Source organism: Kineosporia succinea, from assembly GCF_030811555.1.
GTDB lineage: Bacteria > Actinomycetota > Actinomycetes > Actinomycetales > Kineosporiaceae > Kineosporia > Kineosporia succinea.
The window spans coordinates 3,122,899-3,138,386 of record NZ_JAUSQZ010000001.1; the positions used below are offsets into that span (position 1 = coordinate 3,122,899).

12 protein-coding genes are annotated in these 15,488 nt (G+C 70.5%); 7 read left to right on the forward strand and 5 right to left on the reverse strand.

Annotated features, from left to right (window positions below):
- The first annotated feature begins 591 nt into the window (after window positions 1-591).
- The 6 genes from J2S57_RS13660 to J2S57_RS13685 all read left to right on the forward strand — a co-directional run bounded on the left by J2S57_RS13660 (window position 592) and on the right by J2S57_RS13685 (window position 6,605).
- The gene (locus J2S57_RS13660) at window positions 592-1,248 is read left to right on the forward strand and encodes a hypothetical protein (RefSeq protein ID WP_307242400.1); all 657 of its coding nucleotides are present in this window, start codon (window positions 592-594) and stop codon (window positions 1,246-1,248) included.
- 140 nt (window positions 1,249-1,388) lie between these two features.
- Window positions 1,389-3,995: a HAMP domain-containing sensor histidine kinase gene (locus tag J2S57_RS13665; protein WP_307242402.1), complete on the forward strand. Its 2,607-nt coding sequence runs from the start codon at window positions 1,389-1,391 to the stop codon at window positions 3,993-3,995.
- Complete coding sequence (locus tag J2S57_RS13670; RefSeq protein ID WP_307242404.1) at window positions 3,995-4,441, forward strand: roadblock/LC7 domain-containing protein; 447 nt, start codon at window positions 3,995-3,997, stop codon at window positions 4,439-4,441. The genes J2S57_RS13665 and J2S57_RS13670 overlap by 1 nt, the downstream gene beginning before the upstream one ends.
- Complete coding sequence (locus J2S57_RS13675) at window positions 4,438-4,881, forward strand: DUF742 domain-containing protein (RefSeq protein WP_307242406.1); 444 nt, start codon at window positions 4,438-4,440, stop codon at window positions 4,879-4,881. Before J2S57_RS13670 ends, J2S57_RS13675 begins: the two co-directional genes overlap by 4 nt.
- A complete protein-coding gene (locus tag J2S57_RS13680) occupies window positions 4,865-5,488 on the forward strand; it encodes a GTP-binding protein (protein ID WP_307242409.1) in 624 nt (207 codons plus the stop codon). The genes J2S57_RS13675 and J2S57_RS13680 overlap by 17 nt, the downstream gene beginning before the upstream one ends.
- A gap of 16 nt (window positions 5,489-5,504) precedes the next feature.
- Window positions 5,505-6,605, forward strand: coding sequence for a substrate-binding domain-containing protein (locus J2S57_RS13685; RefSeq protein ID WP_307242410.1), 1,101 nt, complete (start codon window positions 5,505-5,507; stop codon window positions 6,603-6,605).
- 71 nt (window positions 6,606-6,676) lie between these two features.
- Here the strand turns inward: J2S57_RS13685 and J2S57_RS13690 are convergent, their stop codons facing one another.
- Entirely contained in the window at window positions 6,677-7,771 is a 1,095-nt protein-coding gene (locus J2S57_RS13690) for an NUDIX hydrolase (protein ID WP_307242412.1), read from the reverse strand.
- 235 nt (window positions 7,772-8,006) lie between these two features.
- On the opposite strand from J2S57_RS13690, the gene J2S57_RS13695 reads away from it, so the two are divergent.
- The gene (locus J2S57_RS13695; protein WP_307242414.1) at window positions 8,007-8,906 is read left to right on the forward strand and encodes an SGNH/GDSL hydrolase family protein; all 900 of its coding nucleotides are present in this window, start codon (window positions 8,007-8,009) and stop codon (window positions 8,904-8,906) included.
- A 6-nt stretch (window positions 8,907-8,912) separates the two neighbouring features.
- Here J2S57_RS13695 and J2S57_RS13700 read toward each other — a convergent pair whose 3' ends face one another.
- From J2S57_RS13700 to J2S57_RS13715, 4 genes are all read right to left on the reverse strand, one after another.
- Window positions 8,913-10,202, reverse strand: a complete 1,290-nt coding sequence (locus tag J2S57_RS13700) for a geranylgeranyl reductase family protein (protein WP_307242416.1) — start codon at window positions 10,200-10,202, stop codon at window positions 8,913-8,915.
- A gap of 143 nt (window positions 10,203-10,345) precedes the next feature.
- On the reverse strand, window positions 10,346-12,622 hold the full coding sequence (locus J2S57_RS13705) for an RNA degradosome polyphosphate kinase (RefSeq protein ID WP_370882639.1): 2,277 nt from the start codon (window positions 12,620-12,622) through the stop codon (window positions 10,346-10,348).
- A 930-nt stretch (window positions 12,623-13,552) separates the two neighbouring features.
- Window positions 13,553-14,545, reverse strand: coding sequence for a mycothiol synthase (mshD, locus tag J2S57_RS13710; protein ID WP_370882467.1), 993 nt, complete (start codon window positions 14,543-14,545; stop codon window positions 13,553-13,555).
- Between the two features lie 98 nt (window positions 14,546-14,643).
- The gene (locus J2S57_RS13715; RefSeq protein ID WP_307242424.1) at window positions 14,644-15,360 is read right to left on the reverse strand and encodes a winged helix-turn-helix transcriptional regulator; all 717 of its coding nucleotides are present in this window, start codon (window positions 15,358-15,360) and stop codon (window positions 14,644-14,646) included.
- Between the last annotated feature and the right edge of the window lie 128 nt (window positions 15,361-15,488).

The window sequence follows — 15,488 nt, forward strand, 5'->3', positions numbered from 1 at the left end:
GCTGTAACAACCCATGAACGGCACTGCCCAGGCCCGGGCGGTGCCGTTCGTCGTTCTGCCGTGGCCGAGGCGGTGCCCGGAGTGCTATAGGGTGTACCGCTGTATCCCAAGAGTTTCGTTTGCGACAACTGTCGGTTTCGGAACGTGGCGGCCGGACCGACCTCTGGGCTGATCGAGTTGTGTGCGGATCATCAACCGTAAACGGTCAATAACGCCCTGTTGCGCCCTTGCTCGTCACTCCCCGTGCCGGATCGTGCGCATCGAGCCATTCAAATGTCTTCCAGGAGACTCGAAATGTCCGCTTTAACCGCGAAAACTACCGACGGTAAAGCATTCCTGACGAAGAGTTGCACCAATTAGGGCCCTTGCGAACGTGCTTGACCGGCCTTTACCTTGCTACAACGAATAGTGCAATCGCGGTACGCTGCATCCCTTTCGATGGTAATTATCCTCTGCAACTAGAACCCTGCTCTGGCCTGGTCCTTTCGCCGCGGCGGGTGGATTCGTTTGCCGCAGGTAACTGTTTCAAGCCGTTCCGGATGAGCGCCGTTCCGAAGAGTGGAGCGCAGAAGATGGTGAGGGAAGACCCCGGTGGCCAGTGATTTGATCGGCCGGCGCCAGATGATGCAGCAGCGCCTCGACCGGGTCAGGGATCTCGAACTCGCCATCCGCGAGCAGGTCGACCTCATCTCCTCCCGTGTCGGCATGACCGTGGAGCAGTTCGACTTCGACGGCTCGTTCCGTGCCTCCCTCGCCTCCCTGGCCGGCCTGGCGGCCCGTCGTCCCACCTTCGACATCGTTCTCACCGTGCCCTCCGCCCCGCTCGGCGTGCGGATCCAGCAGCTGCACGGAGAGGTCAAGGTCGAGGTGATCGAGCTCGAGAACGCCTACGCGGGCGACGTGCGGCCGCGTCCGACGGGCGCCCCGTCGGTGTCCGCGGCGCCATCGATGCCGGCCGCCCAGTCGATGCCCTCGATGCAGCCCGCCGCCTCGATGCCGGTCGCCCCCCAGCCGCAGCCCGCCACGGCCACCGCCACCGTGGGTCCGCAGTCGATGTCCGAACCCGGCCGCCAGGTGATCCGCGGGTCGCTGATCCCGCAGTCCAGCGGCCCGATCACCGAGCCCCTCGGGGTGGTGTCCTCCTCGATCACCGACGCGATGCCGGGCGCCAGCTCGGAAGACCTGGTGGTCTCGGACCTCGCCGCCCTGCTCTGGGAGGGCCTGGGCGACGCCGACGGGCGTCCCTGAGAAACCGAACCAGCCGAACACCAGCCCGATCCCGCCAAGCCCCCACTCGAAACACCCCGTCCCCCGCCCGGGCTGACAGCCGGGCACCTCCGCAGCAACGCCCTACCGCGCGCACGGAAGCGCTACTGGAGTCCACATCGATGAAGATCGCACAGAAGCTCGGCCTGCTGGTCGGTGCTCTCCTGGCGGCGGTACTGGTCACGATCCTCGTTCTCTCGGCCCAGCTCTCGTCGACCTCCAAGGAGTACAAGGAGCTCATCGGCGGCAACATCCAGCAGCGTGAGGCCTCTCGCACGATGCTGGTGGCCTTCGGACAGCAGGTGACCGCCTTCCAGCAGATCCTGCTGCAGGCCCGCGGCAAGGCCGACTACGAGCGGCTGCGCAAGGAGTACGACGCGCGCACCGGCACGGTCGCGACCCTCACCGACGAACTGCTCGCCAACGTCGGCCCCGAGGACCCGCGACTGAAGACCTCGCTGGAGGAGTTCAAGTCCTCGCACGCGGCGGTCGGGTTCCAGTACTCCGCGGCCCTCGACGCGTTCGTCAACTCCCGGTACAAGGACGCGGAAGGCATCAGCACCTCGGTCGAGGGCCTCGAGAAGTTCCCGAACGACCTGGTCAACAACATCGCCGACTACCGGACCCGATCGGCCGACGAGATGATCCAGCAGCAGAACGACTCGACCGCGTCGCGTCTGCGCCTCATCTACATCGGTGGCGTGCTGCTGCTCCTGATGGCGACCGGCTTCGCCGTCGTCGTCGTGCGGGGCATCGTGCGCCCCGTGCGCTCGCTCACCAGCGCCGCTCTCGAGGTCGCCAACCAGCGCCTGCCCAAGGTCGTCGCCGAGATCGCCGACCTGCCGGCCGAGGCTCCCGCCCCGAGCCTGCCGCGGTTCCGGGTCGACACCAAGGACGAGCTGTCCGAACTCGCCGGTGCTCTGAGCACCCTGCAGGACAGCGCCGTCGACCTGGCCCTCGAGCAGCGACGCAACGAGCAGGCCAACGCCGACACCCTGGTCAACCTGGGCCGCCGTAACCAGAGCCTGATGACTCGTATGCTCGGCTACGTCACCGAGCTGGAGCGGGACGAGAGCAACCCGGGCGCGCTGGACAAGCTGTTCCGGCTCGACCACCTCACCACCCGTATCCGGCGGAACGCCGAGTCGCTGCTGGTTCTTGCCGGCGCCAAGCAGACCCGTACCTGGTCGCACCCGATCGCCATGCAGGACGTGGTGCGCGCCTCGCTCTCCGAGATCGAGGAGTACAACCGGGTCACGGTCCACCACATGGACCACGCCAAGGTGTCCGGGTCGGTCGCGGCCGACCTCACGCACATGCTGGCGGAGCTCCTGGAGAACGGCACCCGGTTCTCGCCGCGCGAGCGCCAGGTGCAGGTCGTCGGTCGCCTGATCCCGAGCGGCTACCAGTTCGACGTCATCGACTCCGGCCTCGGCATGACCGACGAGGAGCTGTCGTCGGCGAACGAGCGCATCGCCCAGGCCGGTTCCCGCCGGCCGGACGCCAAGGTGCTCGGCCTCCACGTGGTCGGCCGCATCGCCGCCCGGCGTGACATGGTCGTCCAGCTGCTGCCGTCCGACCAGGTCGGTCTCACCGCCCAGGTGCTGGTGCCGGCCTCGGTCATCAGTGACGCCAAGCTGCCGACCAACTTCCACGAGGTCACCGACGTCCCGATGCTGAGCGCGGCCCCGGCGCCGCGTCCCGACGGGGCCCCGGCCCCGCTGGAACCGGCTATGGCCCCGACTCCCCGTCGCACGCCCAACGCCGCCCCCGCGGGCCGCCCGACCCCGAAACCGGCCGGCAACGGCGTGGTCCAGCCCTTTCCGGCCGGATCGACCATGGGAGGGGCAGGCGGCTCGTATGCTCCCCCCGCCGACAACCCGCTGTCGCAGCTACCACAGCTGACATCCGGTGTTTCGTCAAACCTTTCGCTGCCCGGAGGCGCCCCGAACGGCGGTCACGGGTCCAACGGTCACGGGTCGAACGGCAACGACGGCAACCCGTCCCGCCGGGTCCGCGGCGCCCAGCTCGGCGACCTCGGAACCAACCTGCGTGACCAGGCCCCCCGGCCGGTGAACGCGGAGGCGGCCCGCTCGCAGATGTCGTCGCTGCAGTCCGGGGTGGCCGCCGCCCGCCAGAACGGCCCGGGCGCCAACGGTTACGGCCAGAACCCGGGCCAGAGCCAGCAGCAGAGCCAGAGCCAGTACCAGAATCCGGGCCAGCACCCGGGCTACAGCCAGAACCAGGGCTACAGCCAGGCGCCCGGCAACAGCCTGGCCTCGACCCGTGGCGGCAACCTGCCCAGCCCCGCCACGGCCCAGACCCCGGTCACCCCGCCCGGCCCGGCGCCGGTACGCCGGGTGCGGGGAGCACAGCTCGGGGAACTCGGCGCCGGGGCGCCGGGCGAGTCCCAGAACACCACCGTAGATCCGAACCGCGTGAGGTCACAGATGTCTTCGCTTCAGTCCGGGGTGGCGGCCGCACGCCGTGAGGCGGGTCCCACCGGCGACCCGTCGCAGAACCCGCCGCCCACCGAGCCCGTCCGCCGCGTCCGCGGCGCCCAGCTCTCCGAGCTCGACACCGGCAACGGAGGCGCCTTCCGGGGCCTGCCGCGCGACGCCGCCGGCATCGGCCGTCAGCTGTCGGGCCTGCAGCAGGCGACCACCCGCGCGGAGCGAGAGACCGGCCGGCACCACGCAGGCGACGAAGACACCAAGGGGAACAACTGATGAGCCCGAACGGATACGGCGCGACGGCGGTCCTGAGCCCCGCGGCCCAGAACGTCAGCTGGATGCTGGACAACTTCGTCCGCGAGACCGCGGGCGTCGAGCAGATCATCGGGGTCTCCTCCGACGGCCTGCTGATGGCGATGTCGGTGCGGATGGACCGCGGTGACGCGGACAAGCTGGGGGCCACGGTCTCCGGCCTGACCACGCTCTCGCAGAGCGCCAGCCACCTCCTGAACAAGGGCGGCCTGACCCAGGTCATCATCGAGCTCTCCGGCGGCTACCTGCTCTGCTCCATGATCAACGGCCGGGCCTGCCTCGGTGTGGTCACCAGCCACCAGTGCGACCTGGGCCTGGTCGGTTACGAGACCGCGATGCTGGTGGAGCGCGTCGGCGCCCTGCTCACGCCCGAGCTGATCACCGAGCTCAAGGCGAACCTGGCGCGGTGAGCAACTACGACGGGTACCAAGAAGAGGAGAGCTTCGGGCGGCCGTTCCTGGGCCGGGTCATCCGGTCCGAGGCCGAGCAGGGTTTCACCACCCCGGTCGAGGACACCCCCGGTGGCGTCAACCGGCCGTACCTGATCACGGGCGGCCGCACCGGTGGTGGCAAGGCCGGCATCGGCATCGAGACCCTGCTGATCCGCGACCCGGGCGCGGTCCCGAGCGGCTCCTGGTCGCCGGAGATGATGATGATCGTGCGGGCCTGCGACCGGGCGGTCGCCTGCGCCGAGGTCGCGGCCCGGATCGGGCTCCCGATCGGCGTCGTCCAGGTCCTCGCCGGTGACCTCGTCGCCGCCGGCGTTCTCCAGCGTTCCGCGTCCTCGAAGTCCCTGGCGGACGACGTCGCATTCATCGAGAGGTTGATTCACGGTGTCTCTGCACTCTGAGACCAGAAGCTCGGGAGGGCTCGAGCCGGCGGGCGGCGGTGGCAAGCGCCCGCCGATCCCGGTGAAGATCCTGATCTCCGGTGGTTTCGGCGTGGGCAAGACCACCACGGTCGGCGCCCTGTCCGAGATCGACCCGCTGAGCACCGAGGCGCCGATGACCTCGGCGTCGATCGGCGTCGACGACGCGGGTACCGGCAGCCAGAAGACCACCACCACGGTGGCCATGGACTTCGGCCGGATCACGATCGACGAGAGCATCATCCTCTACATGTTCGGCACGCCGGGTCAGGACCGGTTCGGCTTCATGTGGAACGACCTGGCCGACGGCGCCCTGGGCGGCGTGGTCCTGGTCGACCCGAGCCGGATGGAGGACTGCTTCGTCGCGCTCGACTACTTCGAGAACATCCGGCTGCCCTACGTGGTGGCCGTGAACCACTTCGCCGGGCGCCCGTCGCTCACCCTCGAGCAGGTGCGTCACGCCGTCAACGTGGACCCGGACGTTCCCGTGGTCTCCGTCGACGCGCGTGACCGCGAGCAGGTCAAGGCCGTCGTGCTGACCCTGCTGCGGCGCATCCTGGCCCGGGCGAAATCCCGCAGCCGTGGCTGAGACAGGAGCACGAGCAGTGCGCAAGATCGTCGCCGGACTGGTGAGCGCGGGCCTGGCCCTGGCCCTGGCGGCCTGTGGCTCGGACGCGGCGCCGGCCGACAGTGTGTACGCGAATCAGGAGGCCATGGTCGGCATCTCGATGCCGAACGAGACCTCCGAGCGCTGGATCAACGACGGCAACCAGATGGCCGACCAGTTCAAGGCGATGGGCTACCAGGTCGACCTGAAGTTCGCCGCCGACGACGCGGCCAAGCAGTCGTCGCAGCTGCAGGCCATGATCGACGAGGACGCCAAGCTCCTGGTGGTCTCGGCCTTCGACGGTGGCGCCCTGGGCGACGTGCTGGCCAAGGCGGCGGCCAAGAACATCCCGGTCATCGCCTACGACCGTCTGCTCACCGGCACCAAAGACGTGAGCTACCAGGCGACCTTCGACAACGAGCGGGTCGGCGTGATGCAGGCCAACCTGCTGGTGGACAAGCTCAAGCTGGGGTCGGGCGGCAACGAGAGCGCGCCCAAGATCGAGCTCTTCGCCGGTTCGCCGACCGACTCCAACGCCAAGTCGTTCTACGACGGCTCGATGTCGGTGCTGAAGCCCTACATCCGCAACGGTGACGTCGTGGTGGGCAGCGGGGAGACCCGGTTCAAGCCGATCACCACCGAGAAGTACGACGGCAAGATCGCCGGCGAGCGGATGACCACCATCCTCGGGAAGTACTACAGCGACAGCGATCTCGTGGACGGCATCCTGTCGCCCTACGACGGCATGACACGAGGCGTCATCGACGCGCTGAAGGCCGACGGCTACGGCACCGAGTCCAAGCCGCTGCCGGTCACCTCGGGCCAGGACGCCGAGCTCGACTCGGTGAAGTCGATCATCGCGGGCGAGCAGACGGCGACCATCTTCAAGGACACCCGCGAGCTCGCCAAGGTCGCCGTGCAGCAGGGCAACGCGCTGCTGACCGGCACCACACCGATCGTCAACGACACCGAGACGTACGACAACGGCGTCAAGACGGTGCCGACGTACCTGCTGTACCCGGTGGCCGTGGACAAGAGCAACTACAACACCCTGCTCATCAAGAGCGGGTACCTGGACGCCGGCGAGCTCGTGGGCTAGCCGGCCCATCCAGAACCCGATGGGGGACGTCGTGGTGACCACGGCGTCCCCCATCGGGTTTTCGGGATGGCTCAGGAAGGACGGACCGCGCCCCGGAACCGCTCGATCGCCACGATCTGCCCCGAGGCCGCGACGTGCGCGACGAGGGCCTCACCGGTTCCCAGCCAGGGGTTGGCCGCGGGCAGCCGCTCGAGTGCGGGCGGCGTGCAGGCGGTCGCGAGCGTGGCCATCACGGTCTCCAGCACCGGGCGGTGGGTGCAGACCAGTGAGCCCCCGGACGTGAGGTCCCGGGCCAGGAGCGAGCGCAGGAGCTCGGGCACCCGCTCCGGGGCGTTGCGCAGCCCCTGTTCGGACAGCAGCGGCAGCACCTCCACCCCGGCGTACGGGTCATCGGTGTCGTTGCGTGCCCGTAGGTAGGGCGCCAGCGTCAGCATGCAGCGCGCCCAGGGGGAGGTGAGCAGGTGCTCGGGGGCCCAGACCGCGAGCAGACCGGGCAGGGCGTTCGCCTGTGAGCGGCCCACCGATGTCAGGGGCCGGTCTCCCTCGGTGCCGGGCCAGTTCGCGCGCGCCCGGGCCTTGGCGTGCCGCAGCACGACCAGCGGGCGGGTGTGCAGCTCCCCGGTGCGGGCGTGCTCGAGAAGGGCGTCCAGGGGCGGGACGTCGCTGGGCCGGGTCAGCCGGATCCGGGCCTGCTCCGGGGGAAGCCAGGCCACGTCGGCGATCTCGTCGGCCCCCGCGGTGCGTTCGCCGGTGGCCGCGACCGCGGCGCTCCAGTAGTGCACGGTCTTGTCGCGCCCGTCGGGCAGCACGTAGCCGACCGAGGGCAGGGGACGCCCGAGTGCGGGACGCGTGCCGGTCTCCTCGGTCACCTCCCGCACGGCGCACTCGGGCAGGGTCTCCCCGGTTTTGATCTTGCCCTTGGGCCAGGACCATTCGTTCCAGCGGGCACTGCGGACCAGGAGCACCTCGATGTCGCCGGGAGCGGCGTCGGGGGTGCGGGGGCGCCAGCACAGGGCCCCGGCGGAGACGACGGACGCGGGGGCCGGGGGACGGGGCGGACGGCGGGAGCGGGGGCGCGGGATGACGGAGCGTCCTTTTCGCTGGGTCTTGCCTTGTCGCTTACCGGCAGCGCGGGAACCTGACGAGCGGGTGGGACGGCGACTCACACCAGCGAGTGTCGCAGAAGGCCGGAGGCTCGGCGCATCGGCCCCGAGCTGCGAAGACGCGCGACCGACATGCCCTTTTGATGTCCTCCCGCACGGACGCACCAAGGGAATGTGCCCATGTCAATGCGGTCTGATTCACATCGGGCAAAAGTTGTTCAGCAGTGCTCGGGTGACGAATCGACAGTATTGGTCACTACCCTTGTCGCTCGTGCGTAGGATCGGGTCTGGAGCGGTCATGCTGTCTGCCGGCGTCGTCGTCGGGGTGGTCGTCTCCGGGGGGTTCTCCGGTGAAGGCTCGTCGAGCGCTGCCGCGGCATCGCCCGAGCCCTCCGCGAGCGTCAGCGCGGCGCCTTCCGCGAGTGCCTCCCCGCAGGTCTCCGCGAGTCCGGGGGTGAGCCCGCAGGCGAGCGCCGATGCGGTTCCCGGTGCCGGGGTCACGAGCGACGTCACCGGCAAGACCTACAGCGCCGCGCAGAGCGAGGCCGCCGAGAAGGCCGCCGGCAGCGCGACCACCACCGAGAGCGGTGGCATCGTCACCTATCGCGGGCAGGCCCTGTCCGACCTCACCGTGGTGCCGCCCGAGCGCACCGACGGTGTGCTGAGACTGACCGTGGGGCTGGGCGACTCGATCACCTACCGCCAGGGCTCGTGGTTCCGCCGGGTCTGCGGCTCGGGTGTCATCCACACCTGCCGTGACTCCGGCATCCGCGGCGACACCACCGAGGGCATGGTGAAGCGGCTCCAGACCGACGTGCTCGATCTCCACCCCGAGGTCGTCACCGTGATGGCCGGCACCAACGACATGCTGCACGACATGACCACCGCGCAGAGCATGCGCAACATCCACCGCATCGTCACCCGGATCCAGGACTCCGGTTCGATCGTGGTGCTGTGCACGATCGCCCCGCGGAACGCCACGCCCAAGCAGGCGGCGGCGCTGAACAAGGCGATCCGGGCCTACGCCAGGAACCACGACGTGCCCCTGCTCGACACCTACCCGCTGCTGGCAGCCTGGAACGGCCGGTTCAAGGCCGGACTGTCGAACGACGGGGTGCACCCGAACACCCGGGGCATGAAGCTGATGGCCGACTTCGCCGAGACGAACCTCCCCCGCCTGATCGCCTCGGCGAAATAACGGCTCTCAGCTCTTCAGCTCACCGAACGGCACCCGCTCGTCGAAGCGGCGGGACACCGCGCCGGCACCGCGCCAGAGGCGGGCCACGTAGTCCTTGTCCTCTTCCAGCACCAGGTTTCCCATCACCCGCAGCGCGATCGTCATCAGGAAGTTCGAGCGCATCCCGACCGGCCCGGCGTACTTCAGCAGGCCGGGCACGGTGAGCAGGGTGGCCGCGCGGCGGGCGATCGAGAACGCCGAGCCGTAGTGCTCGCGCAGCGTCGCGGGCCAGGCGCGGTTGAGATCCGCGTAGCTGCGCCCGGTTCCGCGGCCGGTGCCGGCCCCGGCGGCGAACAGCTCGGCCACCAGCCGGCCGGTCTCCAGGCCGTAGTCGATGCCCTCACCGTTCAGCGGGTTGATGCAGCCCGCCGCGTCGCCGATCAGCGCCCAGTTGGGCCCGGCCACGCCGCTGACCGCACCGCCCATCGGCAGCATCGCCGAACGCACCGCGCGCGGGTCGCCCTCGAGCTGCCAGTCGTCGCGCCGCAGGCCCGCGTAGACGTTGATCAGATCCTTGAGATGCACCTCGGACGGCCGCTTCTCGGTGGCCAGCGCACCCACGCCGATGTTGACCTCACCGTCGCCGAGCGGGAACACCCAGCCGTAGCCGGGCAGCAGCTCGTTCTGGGCGCCGCGCAGTTCCAGGTGCGAGGTGATCCACTCGTCGTCGCTGCGCCCGGACTTCACGTAGGCGCGCGCCGCGACCCCGAAAGCCGTGTTCTGGTGCCATTCCCGGCCCAGCACGCGGCCCAGCTGCGACCGGTAGCCGTCGGCCACGACCAGGCGGCGGCAGCCGACGGTGAAGGTCTGCTTGTCCTTTCCGGCGAACACCACGCCGATCACCCGGTCGCCGTCGCGCAGCACGTCGACCGCCCGGGCGTTCTCGAGGCCGCGGGCGCCGGAGGCCAGGGCCTCTTCGCGGATACGGTGGTCGAGCGTGGTGCGGGGCACCGCCGAGCCGCGGGCGGGCAGTGAGCCGCCGGGCCAGGGCAGCTGCAGTTCCTGCCCGAAACCGCAGGCGCGCAGGCCCCGGTTGGTCGGGTAGTCGGCCAGCCACCCGCCCAGCCCGAGCCGGTCGAGCTCGGCGATGGCGCGGGGCGTCAGGCCGTCGCCGCAGGCCTTGTCGCGGGGAAAGGTCTCCTTGTCGGCCAGCACCACGTTCAGCCCGGCCCGGGCGGACCAGGCCGCCGCCGCCGAGCCGGCCGGTCCGGCGCCGATGACGAGCAGGTCGGTGGACGTCGGATGCTGGTCAGTCATGAGGACAAGTGTGCCCCCCGCACCGGTGCCCGCACGCGCCGGGCCGGTCACATCCGCCGCCCGGGCGCCGAACAACCCCACAGGGGCGGAAACCGGGGTGATTTCCCGGCTTCCGCCCCTGGTCAGGAGTCTTTCGGGAGGTTCTAGCGGCGTCGCCCCGAGCGCTTGGGCGGACGGCTCGCCATGATGTACGACTGCAGGTCGCGCAGCGGCTTGCCCTCGGCGTCGTGGTGGTGACGCGTCCACACGCCGTCGCCGTCGAGGTGCCAGGACGCGGTCTCCGGCGACATCGAGATGCCCAGCAGCTCTTCCAGCTCGGCGATGTCCCGCGGGTCGCGCAGCCGCAGCATGGCCTCGACCCGGCGGTCGAGGTTGCGGTGCATCATGTCCGCGCTGCCGATGTAGACCACCGGCTCACCGCCGCCGGCGAACCAGAACACCCGGGAGTGCTCCAGGAACCGGCCGAGAATGCTGCGCACCCGGATGTTCTCGCTCAGGCCGGGGACCCCCGGACGGATCGCACAGATCCCCCGGACGATCACGTCCACCTTCACCCCCGCCTGGGAGGCGCGGTAGAGCGCGTCGATGACCACCTCGTCCACAATCGAGTTGACCTTGACCTTGACGCCCGCGGGACGCCCGGCCTCGTGGTTGGCGATCTCCCGCTCGATCCGGTCGACCAGACCGGTGCGCAGCGAGCGCGGCGCCACCAGCAGCCGGCGGTAGGCCGTCTTCGGGGCGTAGCCGGAGAGCTGGTTGAACAGCCGGCTGAGGTCCTCGCCGACCTGGGGGTCGCAGGTCAGCATGCCCAGGTCTTCGTACAGCCGGGCGGTCTTCGGGTTGTAGTTGCCCGTGCCCACGTGGCAGTAGCGGTGAAGGCCGTCGGCCTCCTGACGCACCACCAGGCTGAGCTTGGCGTGCGTCTTCAGGCCGACGATGCCGTAGACCACGTGCACGCCGGCGCGCTCGAGCTTGCGGGCCCAGGAGATGTTGGCCTGCTCGTCGAACCGGGCCTTGATCTCGACCACGGCCAGCACCTGCTTGCCCGCCTCGGCCGCGTCGATCAGCGCGTCGACGATCGGCGAGTCGCCCGAGGTGCGGTACAGCGTCTGCTTGATCGCCAGCACCTGGGGGTCGTCGGCGGCCTGCTCCAGGAACGACTGCACGGTGGTGGAGAACGAGTCGTACGGGTGGTGCAGCAGCACGTCGCGGCGCTTGATCGCGTCGAAGATGTTGGTGGGCTTGGAGCGTTCCACCTCCGAGAGCGCGCGCGGGGTCACCGCGACGTACTTCGGGTAGCGCAGCTCGGTGCGGTCGAGGTCGGCCACCAGGTTGAGCGCGCGCAGGTCGAGCGGCTCGGGCAGCGGGAACACCTCGGACTCGCTGACGCCCATCTCGCGCACCAGCAGGTCACGCATGTGGGGCCCGATGTCCTCGGCCACCTCCAGGCGCACCGGCGGGCCGAAACGGCGCCGCAGGAGCTCCTTCTCGAGTGCCTTGAGCAGGTTCTCGACGTCGTCCTCCTCGACCTCGAGATCCTCCTGGCGGGTCACCCGGAAGGTGTGGTGCTCGAGCACCTCCATGCCCGGGAAGAGCTGGTCGAGGTGCGTGGCGATGATGTCTTCCAGCGGCACGAAGCGCGCGCGGGGCAGGTCGTCACCCTCGTCGACGTTGTTGGCCTCGTCGTCGGCGTCGACGTTCACCAGGCGCGGCAGCAGCTGCGGCACCTTCACCCGGGCGAACATCTCTTTCTCGGTCACCGGGTTACGCAGCACCACGGCCAGGTTCAGCGACAGGCCGGAGATGTACGGGAACGGGTGCGCCGGGTCGACCGCCAGCGGCGTCAGCACCGGGAACACCTGTGAGCGGAAGAACGTGTGCAGGCGGGCCTGTTCGCCCTCCGCGAGCTGGTCCCAGCGCACGATGGTGATGTTGGCGTCGGCCAGGGCCGGGGCGATCTCGGCGGAGAACACCTTGGCGTGCATCGACTGAAGCTCGTGGGCCCGGCTGCGGATGCGGCCGAGCAGGTCGCGGGGCTCCAGGCCGCTGGCGGCGCGCACGGCCAGACCGGTGGCGATGCGGCGCTTCAGACCGGCCACGCGCACCATGAAGAACTCGTCGAGGTTGCTGGCGAAGATGGCCAGGAACCGGGCCCGTTCGAGCAGCGGGAGGTCGGGGTCGCGGGCCAGTTCGAGCACGCGTTCGTTGAACGCCAGCCAGCTCAGCTCGCGGTCGAGGAAGCGCCGCACCTGCGTCTGCTCCACCTCGCGGAACAGCGACGACAGCTGGGCGTCCTGGGCGGCCCCGACCAGGGCCCGGGCCTGGGCGGTGCGGTTGGCGTCGGCGGTGGAGGTCTCGGGGGTCACGTCGTCCTTACTGGCCACCACCTCCGCGGGGGCGACCGGTTCCTCGGGGGTCACCAGGGCGTCGGGCAGGTCGACGGTGGACGCCGTCGACGTGATCTGCGAGGCCGCGATCTCGCTGGCCGGCACGGTGGTTCCGGCTTTCGGCTCCGCCGGGGCGCTCGGGCGCGGCGTCGTCTTTTTCGTCGTCGTCTTCTTCACCGGGGCCTTCTTCGCCGGGGTCTTCCGGGTGGTTCCGGCGGTCTTGCGGGCGGGTTCGCGCAGGGTCTCCTCGGCGAACGGCAGGGTCTCGGTGCTCTCGCCGGCCTGGTCGCGAAGGGTGGACGCGCGGGGCGGCGTGGTCGACTGGCCGGTGGTCGTGCGGGTGGTGGCCTTCTTGGCCGGCGGGCGGCGGGTGGCGGTCTTGGTGGTGGTCTTGGTGGCGCTCCGGGGGGCGGCCTCGGTGGCTGACTTCGTCGCCGTCCTGGCGGTCGGGCGCGCGGGGGCCCGGCGTGAGGTGCTGACGGGCGTGGGCTCGCCGGTGGCGGCGGTGACGGTGTTCTCGACACCGCTGTCGGACTGGGCGGCGGCCACCTTCTTCGCGGTCACCTTCTTCGCGGGGGCCTTCGTCGCCGGAGCTGCTGTACGCGTGGACGCCTGGCGCGGGGTGGTCGTGCGGGGAGTGCTCGTGCGGGGAGTGGTCTTACGGGGCGTGCTCCTGCGGGCGGGGGCCGGTCGTTCCGCGTGGTCAGCCGCCGGTTCGGGGGAGGACGACGCGGTTTTCCGGGGACGCGAACTCGCCGCGCCGGTGGTCCGGGTGGCCGCCGGGGTGGGGGAGGGGCCCGCCGAGCTGGTCATGTCCGCCATGCTCTCACTGTCCTGGTCTCGCGCTCGGTGTCCCGGTCCGGGAGGTGTCCGGAGCCGGGCATTCGTGGTGATCGGTCAATCGGCCGGCCGCGGGCGAAAGCCCACCTGTACGGCCTGGTTCGGCGTCCGCCGACCGCAACTTCAGTCTTTCCGGACGTCAGGCTGTGCTTGCGGCTGAGCGTCGGCATAGGGGCCCTCGTGCACCACGTCCACGCTGAACGACGTGAACCCGAGCCGGTGGTAGACCTTCAGCGCCGGGGCGTTGTCGGCCTCGACGTAGAGCGACACGGCCGGCAGGTCCAGCCCGGCCAGGTGCCGCAGCCCGGCCGCGGTCAGTGCCGTGCCCAGCCCACCGCCGTGCCGATCGGGGTCGACACCCACCGCGTAGACCTCGCCCAGACCCTCGGGATGCACCTTGGTCCAGTGGAAACCGATCATCTTCGCGCCGGACTCACCGGACTCACCGGACTCGGCGGACTCGGCCACGAAGAACCCGGCCGGGTCGAACCACGGCTCGGCCTTGCGGGCGTCGAGATCGGCCTGCGTCATCCGGCCCTGCTCGGGGTGCCAGCTGAACGCCTTCGCGTTCACCCGCAACCACTCGGCGTCGTCGGCGCCGGGCCGGAACGTGCGCAGCACAACTCCTTCGGGCAGCACCGGCTCGGCCAGGTCTTCCACCCCGTTCAACGGGCGGCGCAGCTGCAGCAGTTCCCGCACCACGCGAAAACCCAGCTCCGCGCCCAGCGCGCGGGCTCCCGGGTGATCACCGTGCGACCACACCCGGGCCAGCTGCCCCGCGTCCACCAGCCGTTCCAGCAGCGCGCGCCCCAGACCGCGGCGGCGGTGGGCCGGATCGATCACGGCCTCGGCGTCGACCACGGTGCGCGGGCCGCCGGACTCGGGGGAGACCTCGCTGTGCGCGTACCCGATCACCGCGCCGGACTCCTCGCGCACCAGCAGGTGCACGCCGCCCGGCTCGGCCGAACCGAACTGCAGCAGCACGTGCTCGGAGACCGGGGCGGCGCCGTCGGCCGCCGTCGCGGACGCGATCACGGCCCGGACGCCCCGGGCGTCGGAGTCGGACAGATGCTCGAGAACGTCAACAGTCACGCGAGAGGTCACCGTTCGCAGCATAGGTCGTGACGGTGAGACGTCGACCGCGGATTGTCGTCGTGTCGACGTGAACGGACGGGAAACGGCGCATTCCCGGCCTCTGTCCCGATGGGGCCGGACTACGCGTCGACGGTGTCCTCGGCCCCGATGCGGTCGCGGCCGGGCGGCACGAACCGGTAGCCGACGTTGCGCACGGTGCCGATCAGCGCGTCGTGCTCCGGGCCGAGCTTGGCCCGCAGTCGCCGCACGTGCACGTCGACCGTGCGGGTGCCGCCGAAGTAGTCGTAGCCCCAGACCTCCTGCAGCAGCTGGGCCCGGGTGAAGACCCGGCCCGGGTGCTGGGCCAGGAACTTGAGCAGCTCGAACTCCTTGTAGGTGAGGTCGAGCGCCCGGCCGCGAACCCGGGCGCTGTAGGTGACCTCGTCGACGATCAGGTCGCCCGCGCGGATCTCGGGGGTCTCGTCGGACTGCTGGGCCTCGGCCAGACGGCTGCGGCCGGCGGCCAGGCGCAGGCGGGCCTCCACCTCGGCCGGGCCGGCCGAGTCGAGCAGCACGTCGTCGGCACCCCAGTCGGCGACGACGGCGGCCATGCCGCCCTCGGTGAGCACGAGCAGCAGCGGAGACGACAGCCCGGTGGTGCGCAGCAGGCGGCACAGCGAGCGGGCGCCGGCCAGGTCGCGCCGGCCGTCGACGATGACGGCGTCGGCGGGTGGAGCGTCGACGAGTACCGCCGCCTCGGCCGGCAGCACCCGGATCTGGTGCGGCAGCAAACCGAGCGCGGGAAGCACCTCGGCGGACGGGGCGAGGGCATTCGTCAGCAAGAGAAGTGAAGCCATCTGTGGACCTCCGCGTCGTCCGACCGTGCAGGTGGCGAGCCCCCGTGATGCCGCGTCATTGCGGAGCACAACCCGCTCAGGGTATGTGACCAGGCGTTGTTGGCACAGGGGTCACCCGCGATTTATCG

Bases quoted from the DNA above. Each gene is read 5' to 3' on its own strand.
- J2S57_RS13670 (WP_307242404.1), top strand. From the start codon at position 3,995: ATGAGCCCGAACGGATACGGCGCGACGGCGGTCCTGAGCCCCGCGGCC.
- J2S57_RS13695 (WP_307242414.1), top strand. From the start codon at position 8,007: ATGCTGTCTGCCGGCGTCGTCGTCGGGGTGGTCGTCTCCGGGGGGTTC.
- J2S57_RS13715 (WP_307242424.1), bottom strand. From the start codon at position 15,360: ATGGCTTCACTTCTCTTGCTGACGAATGCCCTCGCCCCGTCCGCCGAG.
- mshD (WP_370882467.1), bottom strand. From the start codon at position 14,545: ATGCTGCGAACGGTGACCTCTCGCGTGACTGTTGACGTTCTCGAGCAT.
- J2S57_RS13665 (WP_307242402.1), top strand. From the start codon at position 1,389: ATGAAGATCGCACAGAAGCTCGGCCTGCTGGTCGGTGCTCTCCTGGCG.
- J2S57_RS13700 (WP_307242416.1), bottom strand. From the start codon at position 10,202: ATGACTGACCAGCATCCGACGTCCACCGACCTGCTCGTCATCGGCGCC.